Source organism: Brucella anthropi, assembly GCF_046630315.1.
Classification (GTDB): domain Bacteria; phylum Pseudomonadota; class Alphaproteobacteria; order Rhizobiales; family Rhizobiaceae; genus Brucella; species Brucella anthropi_A.
The window spans coordinates 18427-36731 of the sequence record NZ_LQBD01000006.1 but is presented as its reverse complement, the minus strand read 5'-3'; the positions used below and the strand labels follow the sequence as shown (position 1 = coordinate 36731).

Here is an 18305-nt window from a genome sequence, read left to right as displayed (position 1 = left end):
TTAAGGTCTAAGGCGGATCGAGTGATGGTAACTTATATCGAAGCAACAAGCGCACCCATGAAATATACGGGCCAGATCAGGCTCTATGGCCCCGAGGCATTCGAGGGCATGCGCACGGTCTGCAATCTGACGGCACGCTGCCTCGATGCGCTCAACGATATTGTCAAGCCGGGTGTGACGACCAATGAAATCGACCAGTTCGTGTTCGAATTCGGCATGGATCACGGCGCGTTTCCGGCAACGCTGAATTATCGCGGCTATACGAAGTCCACCTGCACATCGATCAATCATGTGGTCTGCCACGGCATCCCCAACGACAAGCCGCTGCGCGAGGGCGACATCGTCAATATCGACGTGACCTATCTTCTCGATGGCTGGCACGGCGATTCAAGCCGCATGTATGCCGTCGGCGACATCAAGCGCGCCGCCGAGCGCCTGCTGGAAGTCACCTATGAAAGCCTGCTGCGCGGGATTGCAGCCGTAAAGCCCGGTGTGAAGACGGGCGCAATCGGCGCGGCGATCCAGACTTACGCCGAAGGCGAACGCTGCTCGGTGGTGCGCGATTTCTGCGGCCACGGGGTCGGACAATTGTTCCATGATGCGCCGAATATCCTGCATTACGGCACGCCGAATGAGGGCGTGGAAATCAGGGAAGGCATGATCTTCACGATCGAACCGATGATCAATCTCGGCAAGCCGCATGTGAAGGTTCTCGCCGATGGCTGGACGGCCGTGACGCGGGACCGGTCGCTGACCGCGCAATATGAGCATACGATCGGCGTCACGAAAGACGGCTGCGAGATATTCACCCTGTCTCCGGCCAATGTCTTCGGGCCGCCTTCCATGCGATAAGGGCGGCATGATAACGTCCCGATCATTGTCTGGTCTGTTTTTGCGGGGGTTTAAACAGGATGGCAAAGCGCAAGAAGGAACCGGGTAGCGCCCGGTTCCCCGGCTTCAACGATACGCTGCAACTGACGCCCAAGCTGAACAAGCCGCATTATGCGGGGCATCGCGATCGTCTCAAGCAGCGTTTCCGGGACACGCCCGACGCGCTGGCGGATTATGAGCTGCTCGAAATGCTGCTGTTTCGCGCCATCCGCCGATCCGACACCAAGCCGCTCGCCAAGGCGCTTCTGACCCGGTTCGGCTCCATTGCCGAAGTTCTGGCCGCCCCCGAAAGGCTGATTGCCGAAGTTCCGGGTGCCGGTCCCATTGTCGCGCATGAACTCAAGCTCGTGGAAGCGGTGGCAAAGCGGAGTGCGCGCAGCACCGTCATGGAGCGCGAGGTGCTCGGCTCATGGACCAAGGTGATCGAATATTGCACCACCGCCATGGCCTATGAGACCCGCGAGCAGTTCCGCATCCTGTTTCTCGACAAGAAGAACAAGCTCATTGCCGATGAAGTCCAGCAGACAGGCACGGTGGACCATACGCCGGTCTATCCGCGCGAGGTGGTCAAACGCGCGCTGGAACTTTCCGCGACGGCCATTATTCTGGTCCACAACCATCCCTCGGGCGACCCCACCCCGTCGCGCGCCGATATCGACATGACCAAGCAGCTTGTCGATGCGGCCAAGGCGCTCAACATCACGGTGCACGACCATGTCATCGTCGGCAAGCACGGCCATGCCAGCTTCCGCGGGTTGAGATTGATCTAGCAATAGTTTCGGCATCGACCAGTTACCGATTATTAAGCATAGCGCGAAGAATGCTTGCGCAATGCATGGAAATCGCTCGAATTTTCTTAAATTTGGACACAATCAGAAGCGAGACGCAAGCCAGTTCGAAGGCGCCGCCTTCTGTCGGCTATCGTGAGTTTCAGGCATGTTTCCCGCCGGTGTTTCAGGACGGGAAAATCGGAGTACAAAATGTTGAAGCGTTCTATCACCGCAGTGGCGCTCGGCGCCGCAATCGTTGCTTTTGCCGGTTCGGCTTTCGCCGCCGACATGATGGGAGCAACGGACTATTCCTATAATGATCCGGTTGCGAGCGGCCCGCACGACTGGTCCGGCAACTATGTCGGCGCGCAGATCGGCGCTTCTTCATCCAAGATTCCCGGCCCCTTCACCAACCGCACCGGCGCGCTTGGCGGTGTTGTCGTCGGCAAGAACATGCAGAGCGGCAATGTCGTGTTCGGCGCGGAGCTGGAAGGCAATTTTGCCGAGGCCGAACATCGCATCGGCCATGGCGGCAGCCTTCAGCAGTCCTGGAACGGCAATGCCAAGGGCAAGGTCGGCTATGCCTTCGACAAGACGCTCGTTTACGGCACCGTCGGTTACGGCGTGACCCGCTTCAAGGCCAAGGACAACACCACCTCGGCTCCCGGCTGGGAAGGCGGCGCGCTGATCGGCGCCGGTGTCGAACAGGCTCTGAGCGGCCCGCTCTCCGTCAAGGCGGAATATGATTTCCAGCGCTTCGGCGACGTGAAGTCCCGCGTCAACGGTATTGAACAGCGCAACGACCTGAAGAACCATTCGATCAAGGCCGGTGTGAACTACAAATTCTAATCTTCCTCCTGCGGTGCGAAGTTCATTCTCTTTTCGCATCAAGCAATTCGGCATTTGCACAAAGGGCTGCGTCTTAGAGCGCGGCCCTTTCGTTTTGCACGGATTTATCTTCATTTCGCAGTCAGGCGGCGCCATCGGGTGGCTTGACTCCGACAGGCTGTCACCGCTTATAAATTGGGAGTGCGGGGAACGATAAGAACAGCAGTATCGACCACCATATCGGGAGTTTATCCGGCCTGGCCGTGTTGTTTCCTTGCACCTGAACAGTTTGATATGTGGCTTTGCTCCGGCAGGCCATGCAGTCAGGAATGAAAGAATGCAGCGCGTTTTCGACGGACATAACGATGTCCTTCTGCGGCTTTGGGAAAATGCCCGCAAGGGCCAAGACCCGATCAGGGAATTCATCGACGGGACGGATATCGGCCATATCGATCTGCCCCGCGCGCGCAAGGGCGGTCTCGCCGGCGGCATATGCGCCATCTACATCCCCTCGGGCGAACATATCGAACTGGGCAAGCCCGATGCCGACGGCCATTACGAAACACCGCTTTCATCGCCGCTCGAACGCAGCCCCTCCCTCGACATCGCGCTTGAATTCGCAGCCATTGCATTGAAGCTGGAAGCCGCCGGCGGCTGGAAGCTTTGCCGCAACGGCCGCGAACTCGATGAAACGCTGAACAGCGACACTTTCGCCGCCGTGCTGCACATGGAAGGCTGCGAAGCCATCGATGAAGATCTGGCGGCGCTTGAAGTCTTTTACGCCGTCGGCCTGCGCTCGCTCGGCCCCGTCTGGAGCCGGAACAATATTTTCGCCCATGGCGTGCCATTCGCCTATCCGATGAGCCCGGATACCGGCCCCGGCCTCACCGAGGCCGGCAAGCGGCTGGTCAAGGCATGCAACGCCAAGGGCATTCTGATCGATCTGGCCCATATCACCGAAAAGGGCTTCTGGGACGTGGCAAGCCTGAGCGACCAGCCGCTCATCGCCAGCCATTCCAATGCGCACGCCCTCACGCCCGTTGCGCGCAACCTGACCGACCGCCAGCTCGACGCCATCCGCGAAAGCAAGGGGCTTGCCGGGCTGAACTATGCCACCACCATGCTGCGCGCCGATGGCGGAGAAGACGCCAACACACCGCTTGCCGATATGGTGCGCCATGTGGACTATATGGTGGAACGCATGGGCATTGACTGCGTGGCGCTTGGTTCCGACTATGACGGGGCAACAATTCCGGCCGAAATCGGCGATGCGGCAGGTACGCAGAACCTCGTCGAGGCGCTGCGAAAGGCCGGATATGGCGATGAGGAGCTGGCAAAGCTTTGCCGGGACAATTGGATACGCGTTCTGAAACAGGCCTGGCATGAAGCAGCCTGACCGAACCGGACAAAATCACACAAAGGGGACTCATGACATGATGCATTTCGGACGTTTTCGCATTCTGGCCGCGGGCGCGGCGCTTGCCGCCGTTCTGGCCGCCAATCCGGCCTTGTCGGCCACGCCTGCCGACACGCTGGTCCAGGCATGGGCCATCGATGACACCATCACGCTCGACCCGGCTGAATCCTTCGAACTGAGCCCGGCCGAATTCATCGGCAATGCCTATGACATGCTCGTTCGCCTCGACATCAACGACACGTCGAAAGTCGTGCCGGGCGTCGCTGAAAGCTGGACCGTTTCCGATGACGGCCTCACCTATACGTTCAAGCTGAAGCCGGGCATCAAGTTCGCTTCCGGCAACCCGATCACGGCAGCCGATGTGGCCTATTCCTTCGAGCGCGCCGTGCGTCTGGACAAGAGCCCGGCCTTCATCCTGACCCAGTTTGGCCTGACCAAGGACAATGTCAACGAAAAGGCGAAAGCCGTGGACGACACGACCTTCGTCTTCACCGTCGACAAGTCCTACGCGCCAAGCTTCGTGCTGAACTGCCTGACCGCCACCGTCGCGGCAGTGGTCGACAAGAAGCTTCTGGAAGAACATGCCGAAAAGGTCACGCCGACCGACGACTATAAATACGACACCGACTATGCCAATGCATGGCTGAAGACCAAATCGGCAGGCTCCGGCCCGTTCACGATCCGCGAATGGCGCGCCAATGAAGTTGTCATTCTGGAGCGCAACGACAATTTCTACGGCGAAAAGGCCAAGCTCAAGCGCGTCTTCTATCGCCACGTCAAGGAAAGCGCGACGCAGCGCCTGATGCTGGAATCGGGCGACGTCGATGTGGCGCGCAATCTGGAGCCGGGCGACTACGAAGCCGTTCAGAAGAATGCGGACCTTTCCACGGCCAGCGCCGCCAAGGGCACGGTCTATTACATCAGCCTCAACCAGAAGAACGAGAACCTGGCCAAGCCGGAAGTTCGCGAAGCGTTCAAATATCTGGTCGATTATGATGCAATCGGCTCGACCCTCATCAAGGGCATCGGCGAAATCCGCCAGACCTATCAGGCCAAGGGCGTCCTTGGTTCCCTTGATTCCGCGCCCTACAAGCTCGATGTCGCCAAGGCGAAGGAACTTCTCGCCAAGGCGGGCCTGAAGGACGGTCTTTCGGTCACGTTCGACGTGCGCAACGGCCAGCCCGTCACCGGCATTGCCGAATCCTTCCAGCAGACCGCTGCCCAGGCGGGCGTCAAGATCGAGATCATCCCCGGCGACGGCAAGCAGACGCTGACCAAATATCGCGCCCGTAACCACGATATGTATATCGGCCAGTGGGGCATGGACTATTGGGACCCGAATTCCAACGCCGAAGCCTTCACCAGCAACCCGGACAACGGCGACGATGCATCGACCAAGACGCTTGCCTGGCGCAACGCCTGGGATATTCCGGAGCTGACGAAGCAGACGCAGGCCGCTCTGCTGGAACGCGACAACGAAAAGCGCGCCGAGGAATACAAGAAGCTTCAGCAGGAAGCGCTCGACCAGAGCCCGTTCGTCATGCTGTTCCAGCAGGTTGAGGTTGCCGGCATTCGCGGCAACGTCAAGGGCTACAAGCTCGGCCCGACATTCGACTCCAACTTCCTGGCGACCGTCAGCAAGGAATAGTCGGCCGCGCTTCGGCGCAGGCCCCTCGCGCCTGCGCTGAAACGACGGGAAAACAAAAAGATGGGGCGGTTTTCTGAATCAGAATGGAAAGCCGCTCCAGAGCTTTTCAAGCAAAGATGACTGAGGCGTCGGACCGGTTCCCGTTCCGAAACGCTCTCATTATCGGAAGCGGTCAGAACATTGAGTAACACTGGAACCACCAAAAAGGTAAGGCGGGCGCCACGGCGTTCAACGGCCCTTGCCGCGTCGATAGGCAGTTTTCTGCTCATCGTCGTCACGACCTATCTGGGCCTTCTGGCCGTCACCTTCTTCATTGGCCGCGTGGTGCCGATCGACCCGGTGCTTGCCATCGTCGGCGACCGCGCGCCTGCGCATGTCGTGGCCCGCGTGCGGGAGGAAATGGGCTTCAACCTGCCCTATTACCAGCAGTTCTTCCTTTACGTGAAGGGCGTGCTGCAAGGCGATTTCGGCACTTCCGTGCTCACGACCAATCCGGTCATGACCGACATTCGCCGCGTTTTCCCGGCGACGATGGAACTCGCCACCGTCGGCACGATCATCGGCGCCGTGTTCGGCATCCCGCTTGGGGTTCTCGCCGCCGTCAAGCGCGGCAGCATCGTGGACCAGATCGTGCGCGTGATCGGCCTTGTCGGCTATTCGGTGCCGATCTTCTGGCTCGGAATGCTGGCGCTGCTGATTTTCTATGCGCGGCTTGGCTGGACTTCCGGTCCCGGACGCATCGACATTACATTCGAATACACCTTCACCCCGATCACCGGCTTCTACCTGATCGACGCGATCCTCCAGCGCGACTGGCCGGCCCTGAAGGATATTGTCTCCCACCTCATCCTGCCGTCGTTTCTGCTCGGCTATTTCTCGCTTGCCTATATCAGCCGCATGACCCGTTCCTTTATGCTGAACGAACTGGAGCAGGAATATATCGTTGCCGCGCGCGCCAAGGGCATTTCGGAAAGCCGCATCATCTGGGGCCATGCGCTGCGCAATGCCGCCGTTCCGCTCGTCACCGTGATCGCGCTTTCCTATGCCGGGCTTCTGGAGGGTTCCGTGCTGACCGAAACCATCTTCTCCTGGCCGGGCCTTGGCCTCTACATCACCAATTCACTCCAGAACGCTGATATGAATGCCGTTCTCGGTGGCACCATCGTCATCGGATCGGTCTTTATCGCGCTCAACCTCGTGTCCGATCTTCTCTATCGGCTTCTCGATCCAAGGACGCGCGCACGATGAGCCAGATGACAGACAGTTCCAACCTCTCATGGCGTGAATGGCTGCTGACCGAGCGTCCGCAGTCACGCACGCAGGCCCGCCTCGGCCGCGCCTATATGGTGTGGCGGCGGTTCACCGCCAACAAGCTTGCGGTTCTGGGCCTTCTCATCATCATCGGCCTGCTTGTCGTTGCCGCCCTGGCCGATGTGCTGGCCCCGCATTCGCCGGTCGTCGGCGATCTCGCCAATGCGCGGCTTCTGCCGCCGGGAACACCCGGCTACCTGCTCGGCACCGACGATCAGGGCCGCGATATTCTCTCGCGCCTGATCTATGGCTCGCGCCTCACCCTCTATGTGGTGCTGCTGGTGGCCATCATCGCAGCCCCGATCGGCCTTCTGGTCGGCACGGTTGCGGGCTATGCCGGTGGTTGGGTCGATGCGGTGCTGATGCGCATTACCGATATTTTCCTTGCCTTCCCGAAGCTCATCCTGGCGCTCGCCTTCGTTGCGGCTCTCGGACCGGGCATCGAAAATGCCATCATCGCCATCGCCATCACCTCATGGCCGCCCTATGCGCGTATTGCGCGCGCCGAAACGCTGACCGTGCGCAACTCGGATTACATCTCCGCCGTGCGCCTGATGGGCGCTTCGCCGATCCGCATCGTGGTGCGCCACATCATGCCGCTCTGCACCTCGTCGCTGATCGTGCGTGTGACGCTCGACATGGCGGGCATCATCCTGACCGCCGCCGGTCTTGGCTTCCTGGGCCTCGGCGCACAGCCGCCATTGCCTGAATGGGGCGCGATGATCGCATCCGGTCGCCGCTTCATTCTCGACCAGTGGTGGGTTGCCGCCATGCCGGGCATTGCGATCCTCATCGTCAGCCTTGGCTTCAATCTTCTGGGCGATGGCCTGCGCGATGCGCTCGATCCGCGGGGGAACAACCAATGAAGCCGCTTCTGACCGTTGAAGACCTGCGCGTCACCTTCCCGACCCGCACGGGCGCAATCGAGGCCGTGCGCGGCGTCAGCTTCGAGCTTGGCCGCGAGCGCCTCGGCATCGTGGGTGAATCCGGTTCGGGCAAGTCCCAGACCGGGCGCGCCATCATGGGACTGACCCCGCCGCATGCGAAGATCACCGCCAGAAAACTCGAATTCGACGGCATCGATCTTCTGAACGCCTCGGCGCGCGAACGCCGTGCCTTGCGCGGCGGCCGCATCGCCATGGTATTGCAGGACCCGAAATATTCGCTCAATCCCGTCATGACCATCGGCAGGCAGATCGCCGAAACGCTGAAGGCCCACGGCAAATTCAGCGGTGAGGAAATCCGCAAGCGTTCCATCGCCATGCTGGAAGCCGTGCAGATCCGCGATGCTGAGCGTGTCATGAGCCTTTATCCGCACGAGGTTTCCGGCGGCATGGGCCAGCGCGTGATGATCGCCATGATGCTGGTGGCGGAGCCCGAAATGCTGATCGCCGACGAGCCGACCTCGGCCCTCGACGTGACGGTGCAGCTTGAAGTGCTCGGCATTCTGGACAAGCTGGTCGCCGAACGCGGCATGGGGCTGATCTTCGTCAGCCACGATCTGCGCCTCGTTTCATCCTTCTGCGACCGCGTCATCGTGATGTATGCGGGCAAGATCGTGGAGGAAATCGCGGCCAGGGATCTCGCCCATGCAAAACACCCCTATACGCAAGGATTGCTGAACTGCATGCCGAAAATCGGAGCCGATCGCCATCCCCTCCCCACCCTGCAGCGTGAGGAGGCGTGGAAATTATGAGCACGGAATCTGCGCTGAGCGTCGATAATATCGACGTTTATTTCGATCATTTCCATGCGCTGAAATCGGTGAGCATCGACGTGGCGCGCGGCGAATCCTACGGCCTTGTGGGCGAATCCGGTTCGGGCAAGTCCACGCTTCTGCGCGCGGTCGCAGGGCTTGCCCCCGTTGAGGACGGCGAAATCCGCATCGACGGGCAAGCGCTGAAGACACCGCGCGACAAGGCATTCTATCGCAACGTCCAGATGGTGTTTCAGGACCCCTATGGCTCGCTGCATCCGCGCCAGACCGTCGACCGCCTGCTGCTGGAACCGCTCGCCATCCATGGCGTCGGCGACACGGAGCAGCGCATCGTGAAGGCGCTCGATGAAGTCGGCCTCGGCTCGGGCTTCCGCTTCCGCTATCCGCACCAGCTTTCCGGCGGCCAGCGCCAGCGCATCGCCATAGCGCGCGCGCTGATCGTCGAGCCCAGCATATTGCTGCTCGATGAACCGACCTCGGCGCTCGACGCATCGGTTCAGGCGGAAGTGTTGAACCTGCTCGAACAGGTGCGCCGCGACCGTAACCTTACCTTCGTCATGGTCAGCCACGATCTCGGCGTCGTTACCCATATGTGCGACCGGCTTGCCGTCATGCGCAATGGTGAGGTCGTGGAACAGTTGCAGGCGGATGATCTCGTCAGCGGCAATATCCACGCCGACTATACGAAGAACCTGATGCGGGCGAGCGAAGGTTTCCGCAGATAGGACAGAAGCGATCCGTTTCAGGATATGGGAAAAAAGGGGCCGCGCGGCCCCTTTTTCGCATCAATCGTCGGATGCCTTGCGCGGCATGTCGGCATCCTGCCCGCGCCGCCAATAGGCGACGATAAGCTGGCGATGTTTCGGAACATTGCGCTCCTTGCGCATATAGGTGCGGATCGACCGGAACGCGTTGAACTCGCAACCGGCCCAGACATAAATATCGTCTTCGTCTTCCGGCAGTTCGACCGCGCGCACGGCATCTTGCAGCAATGTCGTCGTTCCGGCTTCCGCGCCGTTGCGGTTCAACCATTGCAGATCGACATCGGCGCGCGAGACAAGTTCCTGCTTTTCCGCAGCATTGCCGATTTCAACACGCACGACCGCCCGCGTGCCTTCCGGCAGGCGCTCCAGAATGCGCCCGATGGCGGGCAGCGCAGTTTCGTCGCCTGCAAGCAGATACCATTTCGCATCGCCCGCATCGCCGCCGCCCGGCCCCGTCATGCCGACAATATCGCCCGGCTGGGCGCTGACCGCCCAGCCGGAACCCGGCGCATCGCAATCATCGCCATGGACGACCATATCGATATCCACCCAGCCGGCTTCGACATCGATGTTGCGGATCGTATAAACACGCGTCGCAAGCCTGGCTTCGCCATCCGGCCAGACAGGACGGCCATCCTCCCCCGTCACCGGCCATTGCGGCCTGGCCAGGCCTTTTGGCGGAAACAGCAGGCGGATATGAAGGCCCAGTTGCGAAAAGCGGAACAGGTTCTCGCCTTGCAGCCGAACACGGCGCATATGCGGCGTAACATTGGACACCGCAACAACCTGCATCTCGCGAAAATAGGGCAGCGGCAGCCCGGCAGCGCCATCGCCTTGCCAGATGATTTGCGGTTTGGCGCTGTCCTTGTCGAGAAATTCCAGCACATGTTCGGCGATGGAATATTTCATATAGGCAAGGCCGGTTTCGTCCCCGCTTCTGACGTCGACGCTGACCGTTTCATCGTCCCATTCGACATCCGCCCGACCGAAGCTCAGCACGAGCCTGGCCGTGCTGCCCTGACGATGCACATCGGCATGTTCGACAAAATGGTCGAGAAGCTGATCGACCACATGACCGGCGTTAGTCAGCGCAAAGCGGGTATTGGCGGCGAGTTCGGACATGCCCCGTTCTCCTCTGGGAAACATCTTCCCCAGCCTTACCCGAATATAACATGACTATTCAAGTCATCATTTAGGCTTGCAACCGCAATAAATCGTGACGGGCAGCGCCTGCCGCCAGACATCGAAGGAACCGAGCGACCCGGCCTGCGCGACGCCAAGCCGCGTCAACTCTCCGCCGGATTTTTCGCGCCAGTTGAAAAGCAGCATTTCGCTTTGCAGGGTGACGGCATTGGCGACAAGCCTGCCGCCCGGCTTCAGGGCATCCCAGCAGGCTTCCAGCACGCCATCATCCGTTACGCCCCCGCCGATGAAGATCGCGTCCGGCGCTTCCAGCCCTTCCAGCGCGAACGGTGCTTCCCCCCTAACCAGCTGCAATCCGGGAACACCCAATGTCGCGCGATTGCGCTCGATCATCGCCTGCCGTTGCTCGTTGGCCTCGATGGCAATCGCACGGCAGGAGGGGTGAACGCGCATCCATTCAATGCCGATCGATCCGCACCCCGCGCCGACATCCCAGAGCAGTTGCCGCGGCAAGGGCTGCAACCGCGACAGGGTGACGGCACGAATGTCGCGCTTGGTCAGTTGCCCGTCATTTTCGAAAGCCTCATCGGGCAGCCCGGCAACGGGAGAAAACACGCTCGCTTCCGGCGCAGCCATACATTCAATCGCCAGAACATGCAGATCGGCGCATCGCTCATGCCGCCAGTTTTCCGCTCTCCCCCCTATCCCGCGCTCCTTCGCACCGCCCATGTGCTCCAGCACGGTCATCAGGCTTTGGCCAAATCCCTTCTCCTTGAGCATTGCCGCCGCCTTTGCCGGTGTTGAACCATCATTGCCAAGCACGAGAATTCTCTCGCCCGGCAGGATATGCGGGAGCAGCAATTCAAACGGACGGCCATGAACGCTGACGGTTCGCACGTCCTGAAGCGGCCACCCCATCCGCGCCGCAGCCAATGAAAAAGCAGAGGGATGGGGCAGGACGCGCATGTCTTCCGGCGAAAAATGGCGGGAGAGCGATGCCCCGATGCCGAAGAACATCGGATCGCCGCTTGCCAGCACCACGACCGGCTGGCCGCGACGCGCCTCAATCATCGCGAAAGCTTCGTCGAAGGGCGACGGCCAGGCCACGCGCTCGGCCTTGATCTCGCCGCCCAGAAAATCCAGATGGCGCCTGCCGCCGAAAATGACCCTGGCCGAAGCAAGCGCCGCGAGCGCGGTTTTCCCAAGCCCGTCCAATCCGTCTTCGCCGATCCCGATCACCGTCAGCCAATGTGCCATGCGCGCTGCTCCTTTTCCCTGTTCGTATGGCGGGGCAGTAGCAAGTGCAAGCGGCAAGGCGTATAAGGCCACTATGTTGAGCCAGCAAAACAGCCCGACCGAAGCAACAAGACCCGACCGGCGCAATGCCTGCCCCGGCCTCTCGCGCATGGTCATGGCCAGAGATGGGGCCATTGCCCGTATCAAACTGAGGCTCGGCCGCCTTTCCGCCGATCAGGCGCGGGCGGTGGCGTCGATAGCCGAACGTTTCGATGCAGGTGCGATAGAGCTTTCGATTCGCTGCAATATCCAGTTGCGCGGCATTGCGCCCGGACATTGGGATCATGTGGTGGCGGCACTTCACGAGGCCGGCCTCGGCGCGGATACGCCCGGCGCGGACGATGTTCGCAATGTGATGGTCAGCCCCACAGCCGGCATTGATCGCGGCCAGACAGGCGATGTCACCGGACTGGCATTATCGCTGCTCGCCATGTTGCAGTCGAATGGGACTTTCCATGCCTTGTCACCCAAATTCTCGTTCCAGATCGACGGCGGCGAAGATTGCGCAATGATTTCCCATCCCGGCGACATCTGGCTTTCGGCAATGGACCGGGAAACCTATGCCTTTGGCCTTGCTTCCTCTCCCGACAGGCCGGCACTGGGAGCCATTGCCGCACCACATGCCCTGCCCTTCATCGCAGCGCTGCTCCATCGTTTTTTGCGCCAGGGCAGTTTTGCGCGGATGAAACATTTGTTCGAAGTCACACCGCCAGCGGCGTTTCTGGCCGGTCTGGCGCAAGACCTGCCCTTCCCCATCCACGCGGCAACCGGCTGGAAGCGCAAGGCGCCTGTATCCTTGTCGCATCTCGGCCATCATCGGCAGTCCGATGGATCATTCCATATCGGCGCCATGCCGCTCTTGGGACGGCTGACGCCGCACCAGCTTATCGGGCTGGCAGAGCTCACCGACAACGGACAGCGCGAATTGCGGCTGACGCCATGGCAGGGCGTCATCCTGCCTTCTATGAACGAGGCGCAGATTGGTGAAATGACCGAAACATTGCGATCCCTTGGCCTCGAAACCTCTCCCGGATCGCCGCATGCATGGCTGCGCGCCTGTTCCGGGTCGAATGGCTGCGCATCCGCGCTCGCCGACACCCAGGCGGACGGCAAGGAACTTGCCTCGCATTTGACGCATGGAACAACCGCCGTTCACGTCACCGGATGCGCCAAATCATGCGCGGCGCTCGCACCCCTCCCCCATACGCTTCTGGCCCGCTCGGCAGGCCGCTATGATCTTTATGCACAAGACAGGACTGGACCATCGCGTTTCGGGCAGCTATTGGCGACGGATATCACCATTGACGAAGCGGCGCGCCTTCTGAACGCCCGACACTGATTAGAGTGGTCCCTATGACAGACTATATCCGCGACGGGCAGGCCATTTACGACCGGTCTTTCGCCATTATCCGCGCCGAAGCCGATCTGCGCCGGATACCCGCCGATCTGGAAAAGCTTGCGGTCCGTGTCATTCACGCCTGCGGCATGGTGGATGTGGTCGATGACCTCGCCTTCTCGGAAGGTGCGGGCAAGGCCGGACGCGATGCCCTGCTGGCAGGCGCGCCCATTCTCTGCGATGCGCGCATGGTGGCCGAAGGCATTACCCGCTCGCGCCTGCCCGCCAATAATGAGGTGATCTGCACGCTTGGCGATCCATCGGTTCCAGGGCTTGCGGCAAAGATCGGCAATACCCGCTCTGCCGCAGCGCTCGACCTCTGGCTGCCGCATCTCGGCAACAGCGTGGTGGCGATCGGCAACGCACCGACCGCCCTCTTCCGCCTGTTCGAACTGCTGGATGCCGGTGCGCCGAAACCGGCGCTGATCATCGGCATGCCGGTCGGCTTTGTCGGCGCGGCGGAATCCAAGCACGAGCTTGCCGCCAACAGCCGTGGCGTGCCTTATGTGATCGTGCGCGGAAGGCGCGGCGGCAGCGCCATGACGGCAGCAGCGGTCAATGCGCTTGCTTCGGAGCGCGAATAATGGCGGCAAAAGGCAGACTGTTTGGCCTCGGCGTCGGCCCCGGCGACCCGGAACTGATAACGCTGAAGGCGCTCCGCCTTCTCAAAAGCGCGCCGGTCGTCGCCTATCACGCCGCCAAGGGCAAGAAGGGCAACGCCCTTGCAATCGTCGAGGACTATCTTTCACCCGAACAGGTTCTGGTGCCGCTCATCTATCCGGTGACGACGGAAAAACTCCCCGCACATATGGATTACGAGCAGATCGTCCGTGATTTTTATGGCGAGATAACGAACACGATAGCCAGCCATCTCGATCGCGGTCAGGATGTGGCCGTGATCGCGGAGGGCGATCCGTTCTTCTACGGCTCGTTCATGTATATTCACGACCGGCTTGCCGACCGGTATGAAACGGAAGTGGTGCCCGGCATCTGTTCCGTCCTCGGCGCTTCCGCCGTGCTGGGCGCACCGCTGGTCTACCGCAACCAGACATTGTCGGTTCTCTCCGGCGTCATGAGCGCGGAGGAACTGAAGCGGCGGCTCGCGGATACGGGCGCGGCGGCAATCATGAAGCTTGGCAAGAACCTCGACAAGGTTCGCGCCGTGCTCGGCGATCTTGGTCTCATGGACCGGGCGCTCTATGTCGAGCGCGCCACCATGTCCAACCAGCGCATTGTGCCGCTTGCCGAAGTCGATGGCGGCGACTGCCCCTATTTCTCGATCATTCTGGTTCCGGGGCAAAAATGGAACGGCGCATGATCCCCGCGATTCTGGTTCTGGGTGAGGCAGCGGTTCCCGCCGCGCGGCGCATCGCATCGGCACTGGAACACGCCGATATATGCGGCCTCCAGAACCGGGTTGCCTCGCTCGACAATACATTCGTGCATTTCGGCGATGCGGTCCGGTCGTTTTATGAGGAAGGTCGCCCCATCATTGCGCTTTGCGCGGCCGGTATCGTGATCCGGGCGCTCGCGCCGCTTTTGCAGAACAAGCGCCTCGAACCGCCGGTTCTGGCCGTCGCCGAAGATGGAAGCGCGGTCGTGCCGCTTCTGGGTGGCCTTTCCGGTGTCAACGACATGGCCCGGCAGATCGCGGCGGCATTGGAAGTCGCGCCCGCCATAACCACATCCGGCGAATTGCGGTTCGGGATCAACCTTCTGCACCCGCCCGCCGAACTGACCCTTGCCAACCCGGACGACGCCAAAACCTTCATGTCGAACCTGCTTGCCGGGCAGAAGCTGCGGCTTGACGGAAAATCGCGCTGGCTTGCGAATTCGAAACTGCCTTTTGCCAACGATGGCGCGCTGACGATCAGCATCAGCCCCCACATCCGTCCAACGCGCTCGAACGAACTGACCTACCATCCGCGCACGGTCGCCATTGCTGTCGAGACGATCGGCGATAACATCGGGAAGGATATTGAAACGGCGCTTGCCGAAGCCGGGATAGCCCGGCCGTCTCTGGCATTGCTTCTCGCCCATGAGAGGGATTGCGCCTCTCCCGCACTTCATCAGGCGGCGGCCAGTCTCGATATTCCGCTGCGCTATGTGGCGGACGCAGCCGATGCGCGTGAAATCGTTCTTCGCTCGGTGGAACAGCCGGTCGAACTGATCAAGCGCAATGGGCTTGCCATCGCCATTGCCCCCACACCGGCAGACGTTCTGCTTGTCGGTCGAAAACGCGGCAAGCTGGTCGTTATCGGCCTTGGGCCCGGATCGCGTGACCTGATGACCCCCGCCGTCCAGCGCGAACTGGAACAGGCGGAAGATATTCTGGGCTATGAGACCTATGTGCGGATGGCCGAGGAAAACCTTCGCCCCTTCCGCGCCGACCAGACTATCCACATGACCGACAATCGCGAGGAGATGCAGCGCGCGCGCCATGCTTTCGCGCTTGCCGCGTCGGGCCGCGATGTGGCGATGGTTTCCTCCGGCGATCCCGGTGTCTTTGCCATGGCGGCGGCAATCATCGAGGCGCTGCACGAAACGGACAAGCCCGCATGGCACGGCGTGGAGCTTGTCATCCAGCCCGGCATTTCAGCGGCCATGGCCGCCGCCTCGCGCATCGGCGCGCCGCTGGGGCATGATTTCTGCATCATCTCACTCTCGGACAATCTGAAGCCCTGGGAAATCATCGAAAAACGTCTTGCGCTCGCGGCCGAGGCCGATTTCGCCATGGCGTTCTATAATCCGATCTCAAGGGCGCGCCCGCACCAGCTTGGCCGCGCACTGGAGATACTGCGCCAATATCGTTCCCCTGATACGCCGGTTGTCCTTGGACGGGACATAGGCAGACCGGCGGAGACGACACGCACAACCACGCTCGGCAGGCTGACGCCGGATGATGTCGATATGCGAACTGTCGTGATCGTCGGCTCGTCCCATACGCAAAGCTTCGCAAAGCCCGATGGCACGCAATGGGTTTACACACCGCGCTGGTACGGCGAAAAGCCGGAGAAATGACAAACAAAAAGGCAGGGAAAACCCTGCCTTTTTAACCATTTAGGACTGATTATTGAATCAGTTCTTCTTCGCCTTGGCCTTTTTCGGCTGGGCTGCGGCGGCGGCATCAGCCTTGGCGGCGGCGGCTTCGGCCGCAACCTGATCCGCACTTTTCGGCGATGTGTCGATAACGGCGCGCACGCCGCCCTTGGCGCTCACCTGACAGACAGCCGTGCGCAGATCGACCTTCAGATCGACATCCGTGCCGCCTGCCGCACCCGGACGGGAATTGACGGCGGAGATGACGCGCTCCGGCAGGAAATATTTGTTGGCGGCGGCGGTGATGCATGGCTGCGCCAGCGCCGGATCGACATAAACGGTCGGCGTGAAGCGCGGCATCGAAATGGTCGGCGCGCTGATCGGGGCATCGGTCTTGCCCGGCGTCGCTGTCGAGGTTGGTACAGTCGTCGTGCAGGCGGCGGCAAGCGGGGCCAACATGGCAATGGCTAGAAAACGGGCTCCGGTGCGGGCGCATCCGTACATGATCTACCTCATAGGATCTGCTGAGTAGGTAAAATTTTAAGTTCGATAACTATTCTGTTTTGCCCGATTGTCGAGTGGCAGGAAGGTCACATTGCCGGAATTTCGATTCGCATCCACAGGCTGGCATCACTGTTTTGCAAGAATCCAGTTCAGCATCTCACGCCAGTCCGACATACGGATCGGCGTGCCGTGATTGCCGCTTTCGAACCGTCGAAACTGGACCGGATAGCCGGGCGCGCGCTTGCGTATCTCGCGGTAGAAGGCCTCCTGCCTGTCGATGGCAAAAACCGGATCGCGGCTTCCATGCCCGAAAAAGACCGGAACGCGCTTTCTGAACGCGGGCGACTTGAAAAAATCATCGTCCCAGAGCGAGCCCAGCAGAATGAGCCCTGCGAGCCCGCTTCCCGCCTGTTCATCGGCGGCGATGCGCCAGCACAGCGTTCCGCCCTGCGACCCGCAGGACAGGATCAGCGGAGCGTTGGGCGACGATGCCCTTGCGGCCTCGATCAGCCCGGCAATCTGCGCCTCGCCCGCATCGGCAAAATCTTTGAAATCCGGTGTGATGTAGAGACCGCCATTCAGCGCCGCCAGGTTCTTCACGCGGTTGAAATTGCCGCCGAAGGTAAAATCATTCATCCCTTGCAGGCGATTGCCGCCCCGCCCATGCAGATAGATGACGATAAAGGCAGCCCCCTCGCGCCTGCCCGCCGTCATGGCCTTTACCGGACCTGCCGCCGTCTGAAAGGTGACATCCTTCTGGTAGGCGCGCGCTTTCAGCGAGACATAGGCATCCTTCACGCGCTTTTCGGGCACCGCATCGCGCCCGTTGATATCGCGCATCTCATTGTAATCGATGACCTTGTAATCACCATTGTCGGCGCTGCCGAGAATGCCGGGATAGGCGAAATAATCGTCCTTGAATGCGGGCAGCGGGCCTGCACCGAACGCGGAAGACGCCCAAAACAGCACCATGGCGCCGAGAATGGCGCTTGCTCCGCCTCTTCGCATCACAACTCCAGCGTATGATAGCGCCGGTTGAGATAGATCAGCGCTTCATCATCGGATTGGGACCGCAGGCCCACCACCTCCCCGAAAAGGACGTGATGCGTGGAATGATCCTGCACGCTGACCACCCGGCAATCGAAAGCGGCAAGCGCGCCCTGCAACACGGGCGCTCCCGTCACCAGCGCGTCCCAGCGCGCCAGTTCAAAGCGTTCGTCCTGCGTCAGCCCGATGCGGCCCGAAAAAGCGTCGGCAAGCTGCTGATGCGACCCGGCAAGCGTATTGACGGCAAAAACGCCGTTTTCGATGAACAGCCGGTTTTCTTCATGGATCTTTTGCAGGCAGATGAGGATCGTCGGCGGATTATCGGACACGGAGCAGGCGGCGGTCAGCGTCAGGCCGCGTCGCCCCGCGCCGCCGGCCGTCGTGACGATCTGCACCGCGCCCGCATAATGGCTCATGGCATCGCGGTAGGACCTGGATTCCACCGGCACCGCACTTGAAATGATGTTCTTAATCGTTTGCACGTCCAACAGAATCCGTCTTGCCCTATGGTGTTTGCCTGAAGCCAGCTACCCT

Annotated in this window: 18 protein-coding genes; 13 read left to right on the top strand and 5 right to left on the bottom strand. The window is 60.9% G+C overall.

Annotation, left to right across the window (positions count from 1 at the left end):
* Positions 1-24: 24 nt before the first annotated feature.
* The 9 genes from map (at position 25) to AVM02_RS04220 (ending at position 9307) form a co-directional block, all read left to right on the top strand.
* Entirely contained in the window at positions 25-852 is an 828-nt protein-coding gene (gene map, locus AVM02_RS04260) for a type I methionyl aminopeptidase (protein ID WP_411505880.1), read from the top strand.
* A 59-nt stretch (positions 853-911) separates the two neighbouring features.
* Positions 912-1661, top strand: a complete 750-nt coding sequence (gene radC / locus AVM02_RS04255) for a RadC family protein (protein ID WP_411505780.1) — start codon at positions 912-914, stop codon at positions 1659-1661.
* Positions 1662-1871: 210 nt separating this feature from the next.
* Entirely contained in the window at positions 1872-2510 is a 639-nt protein-coding gene (locus tag AVM02_RS04250; protein ID WP_411505779.1) for an outer membrane protein, read from the top strand.
* A 316-nt stretch (positions 2511-2826) separates the two neighbouring features.
* Complete coding sequence (locus AVM02_RS04245; RefSeq protein WP_411505778.1) at positions 2827-3885, top strand: dipeptidase; 1059 nt, start codon at positions 2827-2829, stop codon at positions 3883-3885.
* A 37-nt stretch (positions 3886-3922) separates the two neighbouring features.
* The gene (locus AVM02_RS04240; RefSeq protein ID WP_411505777.1) at positions 3923-5554 is read left to right on the top strand and encodes an ABC transporter substrate-binding protein; all 1632 of its coding nucleotides are present in this window, start codon (positions 3923-3925) and stop codon (positions 5552-5554) included.
* 180 nt (positions 5555-5734) lie between these two features.
* Complete coding sequence (locus AVM02_RS04235) at positions 5735-6802, top strand: ABC transporter permease (RefSeq protein WP_411505776.1); 1068 nt, start codon at positions 5735-5737, stop codon at positions 6800-6802.
* Complete coding sequence (locus AVM02_RS04230) at positions 6799-7731, top strand: ABC transporter permease (RefSeq protein ID WP_411505775.1); 933 nt, start codon at positions 6799-6801, stop codon at positions 7729-7731. The genes AVM02_RS04235 and AVM02_RS04230 overlap by 4 nt, the downstream gene beginning before the upstream one ends.
* A complete protein-coding gene (locus AVM02_RS04225; protein ID WP_411505774.1) occupies positions 7728-8561 on the top strand; it encodes an ABC transporter ATP-binding protein in 834 nt (277 codons plus the stop codon). Before AVM02_RS04230 ends, AVM02_RS04225 begins: the two co-directional genes overlap by 4 nt.
* Complete coding sequence (locus tag AVM02_RS04220; protein ID WP_411505773.1) at positions 8558-9307, top strand: ABC transporter ATP-binding protein; 750 nt, start codon at positions 8558-8560, stop codon at positions 9305-9307. Before AVM02_RS04225 ends, AVM02_RS04220 begins: the two co-directional genes overlap by 4 nt.
* 60 nt (positions 9308-9367) lie before the next feature.
* On the opposite strand, the gene AVM02_RS04215 is transcribed toward AVM02_RS04220, so the two are convergent.
* Together AVM02_RS04215 and cbiE are read right to left on the bottom strand one after the other, a co-directional pair.
* On the bottom strand, positions 9368-10468 hold the full coding sequence (locus AVM02_RS04215; protein WP_411505772.1) for a DUF2218 domain-containing protein: 1101 nt from the start codon (positions 10466-10468) through the stop codon (positions 9368-9370).
* A gap of 66 nt (positions 10469-10534) precedes the next feature.
* Positions 10535-11746, bottom strand: coding sequence for a precorrin-6y C5,15-methyltransferase (decarboxylating) subunit CbiE (gene cbiE / locus AVM02_RS04210; protein ID WP_411505771.1), 1212 nt, complete (start codon positions 11744-11746; stop codon positions 10535-10537).
* A gap of 73 nt (positions 11747-11819) precedes the next feature.
* Between cbiE and cobG the strand changes: the two genes are divergently transcribed.
* The 4 genes from cobG to cobJ are packed head-to-tail and all read left to right on the top strand — an operon-like array spanning position 11820 to position 16202.
* On the top strand, positions 11820-13124 hold the full coding sequence (gene cobG, locus AVM02_RS04205) for a precorrin-3B synthase (protein WP_411505770.1): 1305 nt from the start codon (positions 11820-11822) through the stop codon (positions 13122-13124).
* 14 nt (positions 13125-13138) lie between these two features.
* Positions 13139-13765 (top strand): precorrin-8X methylmutase, encoded by a 627-nt coding sequence (locus AVM02_RS04200; RefSeq protein ID WP_411505769.1) that lies wholly within the window; start codon positions 13139-13141, stop codon positions 13763-13765.
* Positions 13765-14499 (top strand): precorrin-2 C(20)-methyltransferase, encoded by a 735-nt coding sequence (locus tag AVM02_RS04195; RefSeq protein WP_411505768.1) that lies wholly within the window; start codon positions 13765-13767, stop codon positions 14497-14499. The genes AVM02_RS04200 and AVM02_RS04195 overlap by 1 nt, the downstream gene beginning before the upstream one ends.
* Positions 14496-16202, top strand: a complete 1707-nt coding sequence (cobJ, locus tag AVM02_RS04190; protein ID WP_411505767.1) for a precorrin-3B C(17)-methyltransferase — start codon at positions 14496-14498, stop codon at positions 16200-16202. Before AVM02_RS04195 ends, cobJ begins: the two co-directional genes overlap by 4 nt.
* Before the next feature lie 57 nt (positions 16203-16259).
* Here the strand turns inward: cobJ and AVM02_RS04185 are convergent, their stop codons facing one another.
* From AVM02_RS04185 to AVM02_RS04175, 3 genes are all read right to left on the bottom strand, one after another.
* On the bottom strand, positions 16260-16724 hold the full coding sequence (locus AVM02_RS04185; RefSeq protein ID WP_411505766.1) for a hypothetical protein: 465 nt from the start codon (positions 16722-16724) through the stop codon (positions 16260-16262).
* A 126-nt stretch (positions 16725-16850) separates the two neighbouring features.
* A complete protein-coding gene (locus AVM02_RS04180) occupies positions 16851-17732 on the bottom strand; it encodes an alpha/beta hydrolase (protein ID WP_411505765.1) in 882 nt (293 codons plus the stop codon).
* A complete protein-coding gene (locus AVM02_RS04175) occupies positions 17732-18253 on the bottom strand; it encodes a flavin reductase (protein WP_411505764.1) in 522 nt (173 codons plus the stop codon). Before AVM02_RS04175 ends, AVM02_RS04180 begins: the two co-directional genes overlap by 1 nt.
* Positions 18254-18305 lie beyond the last annotated feature (52 nt).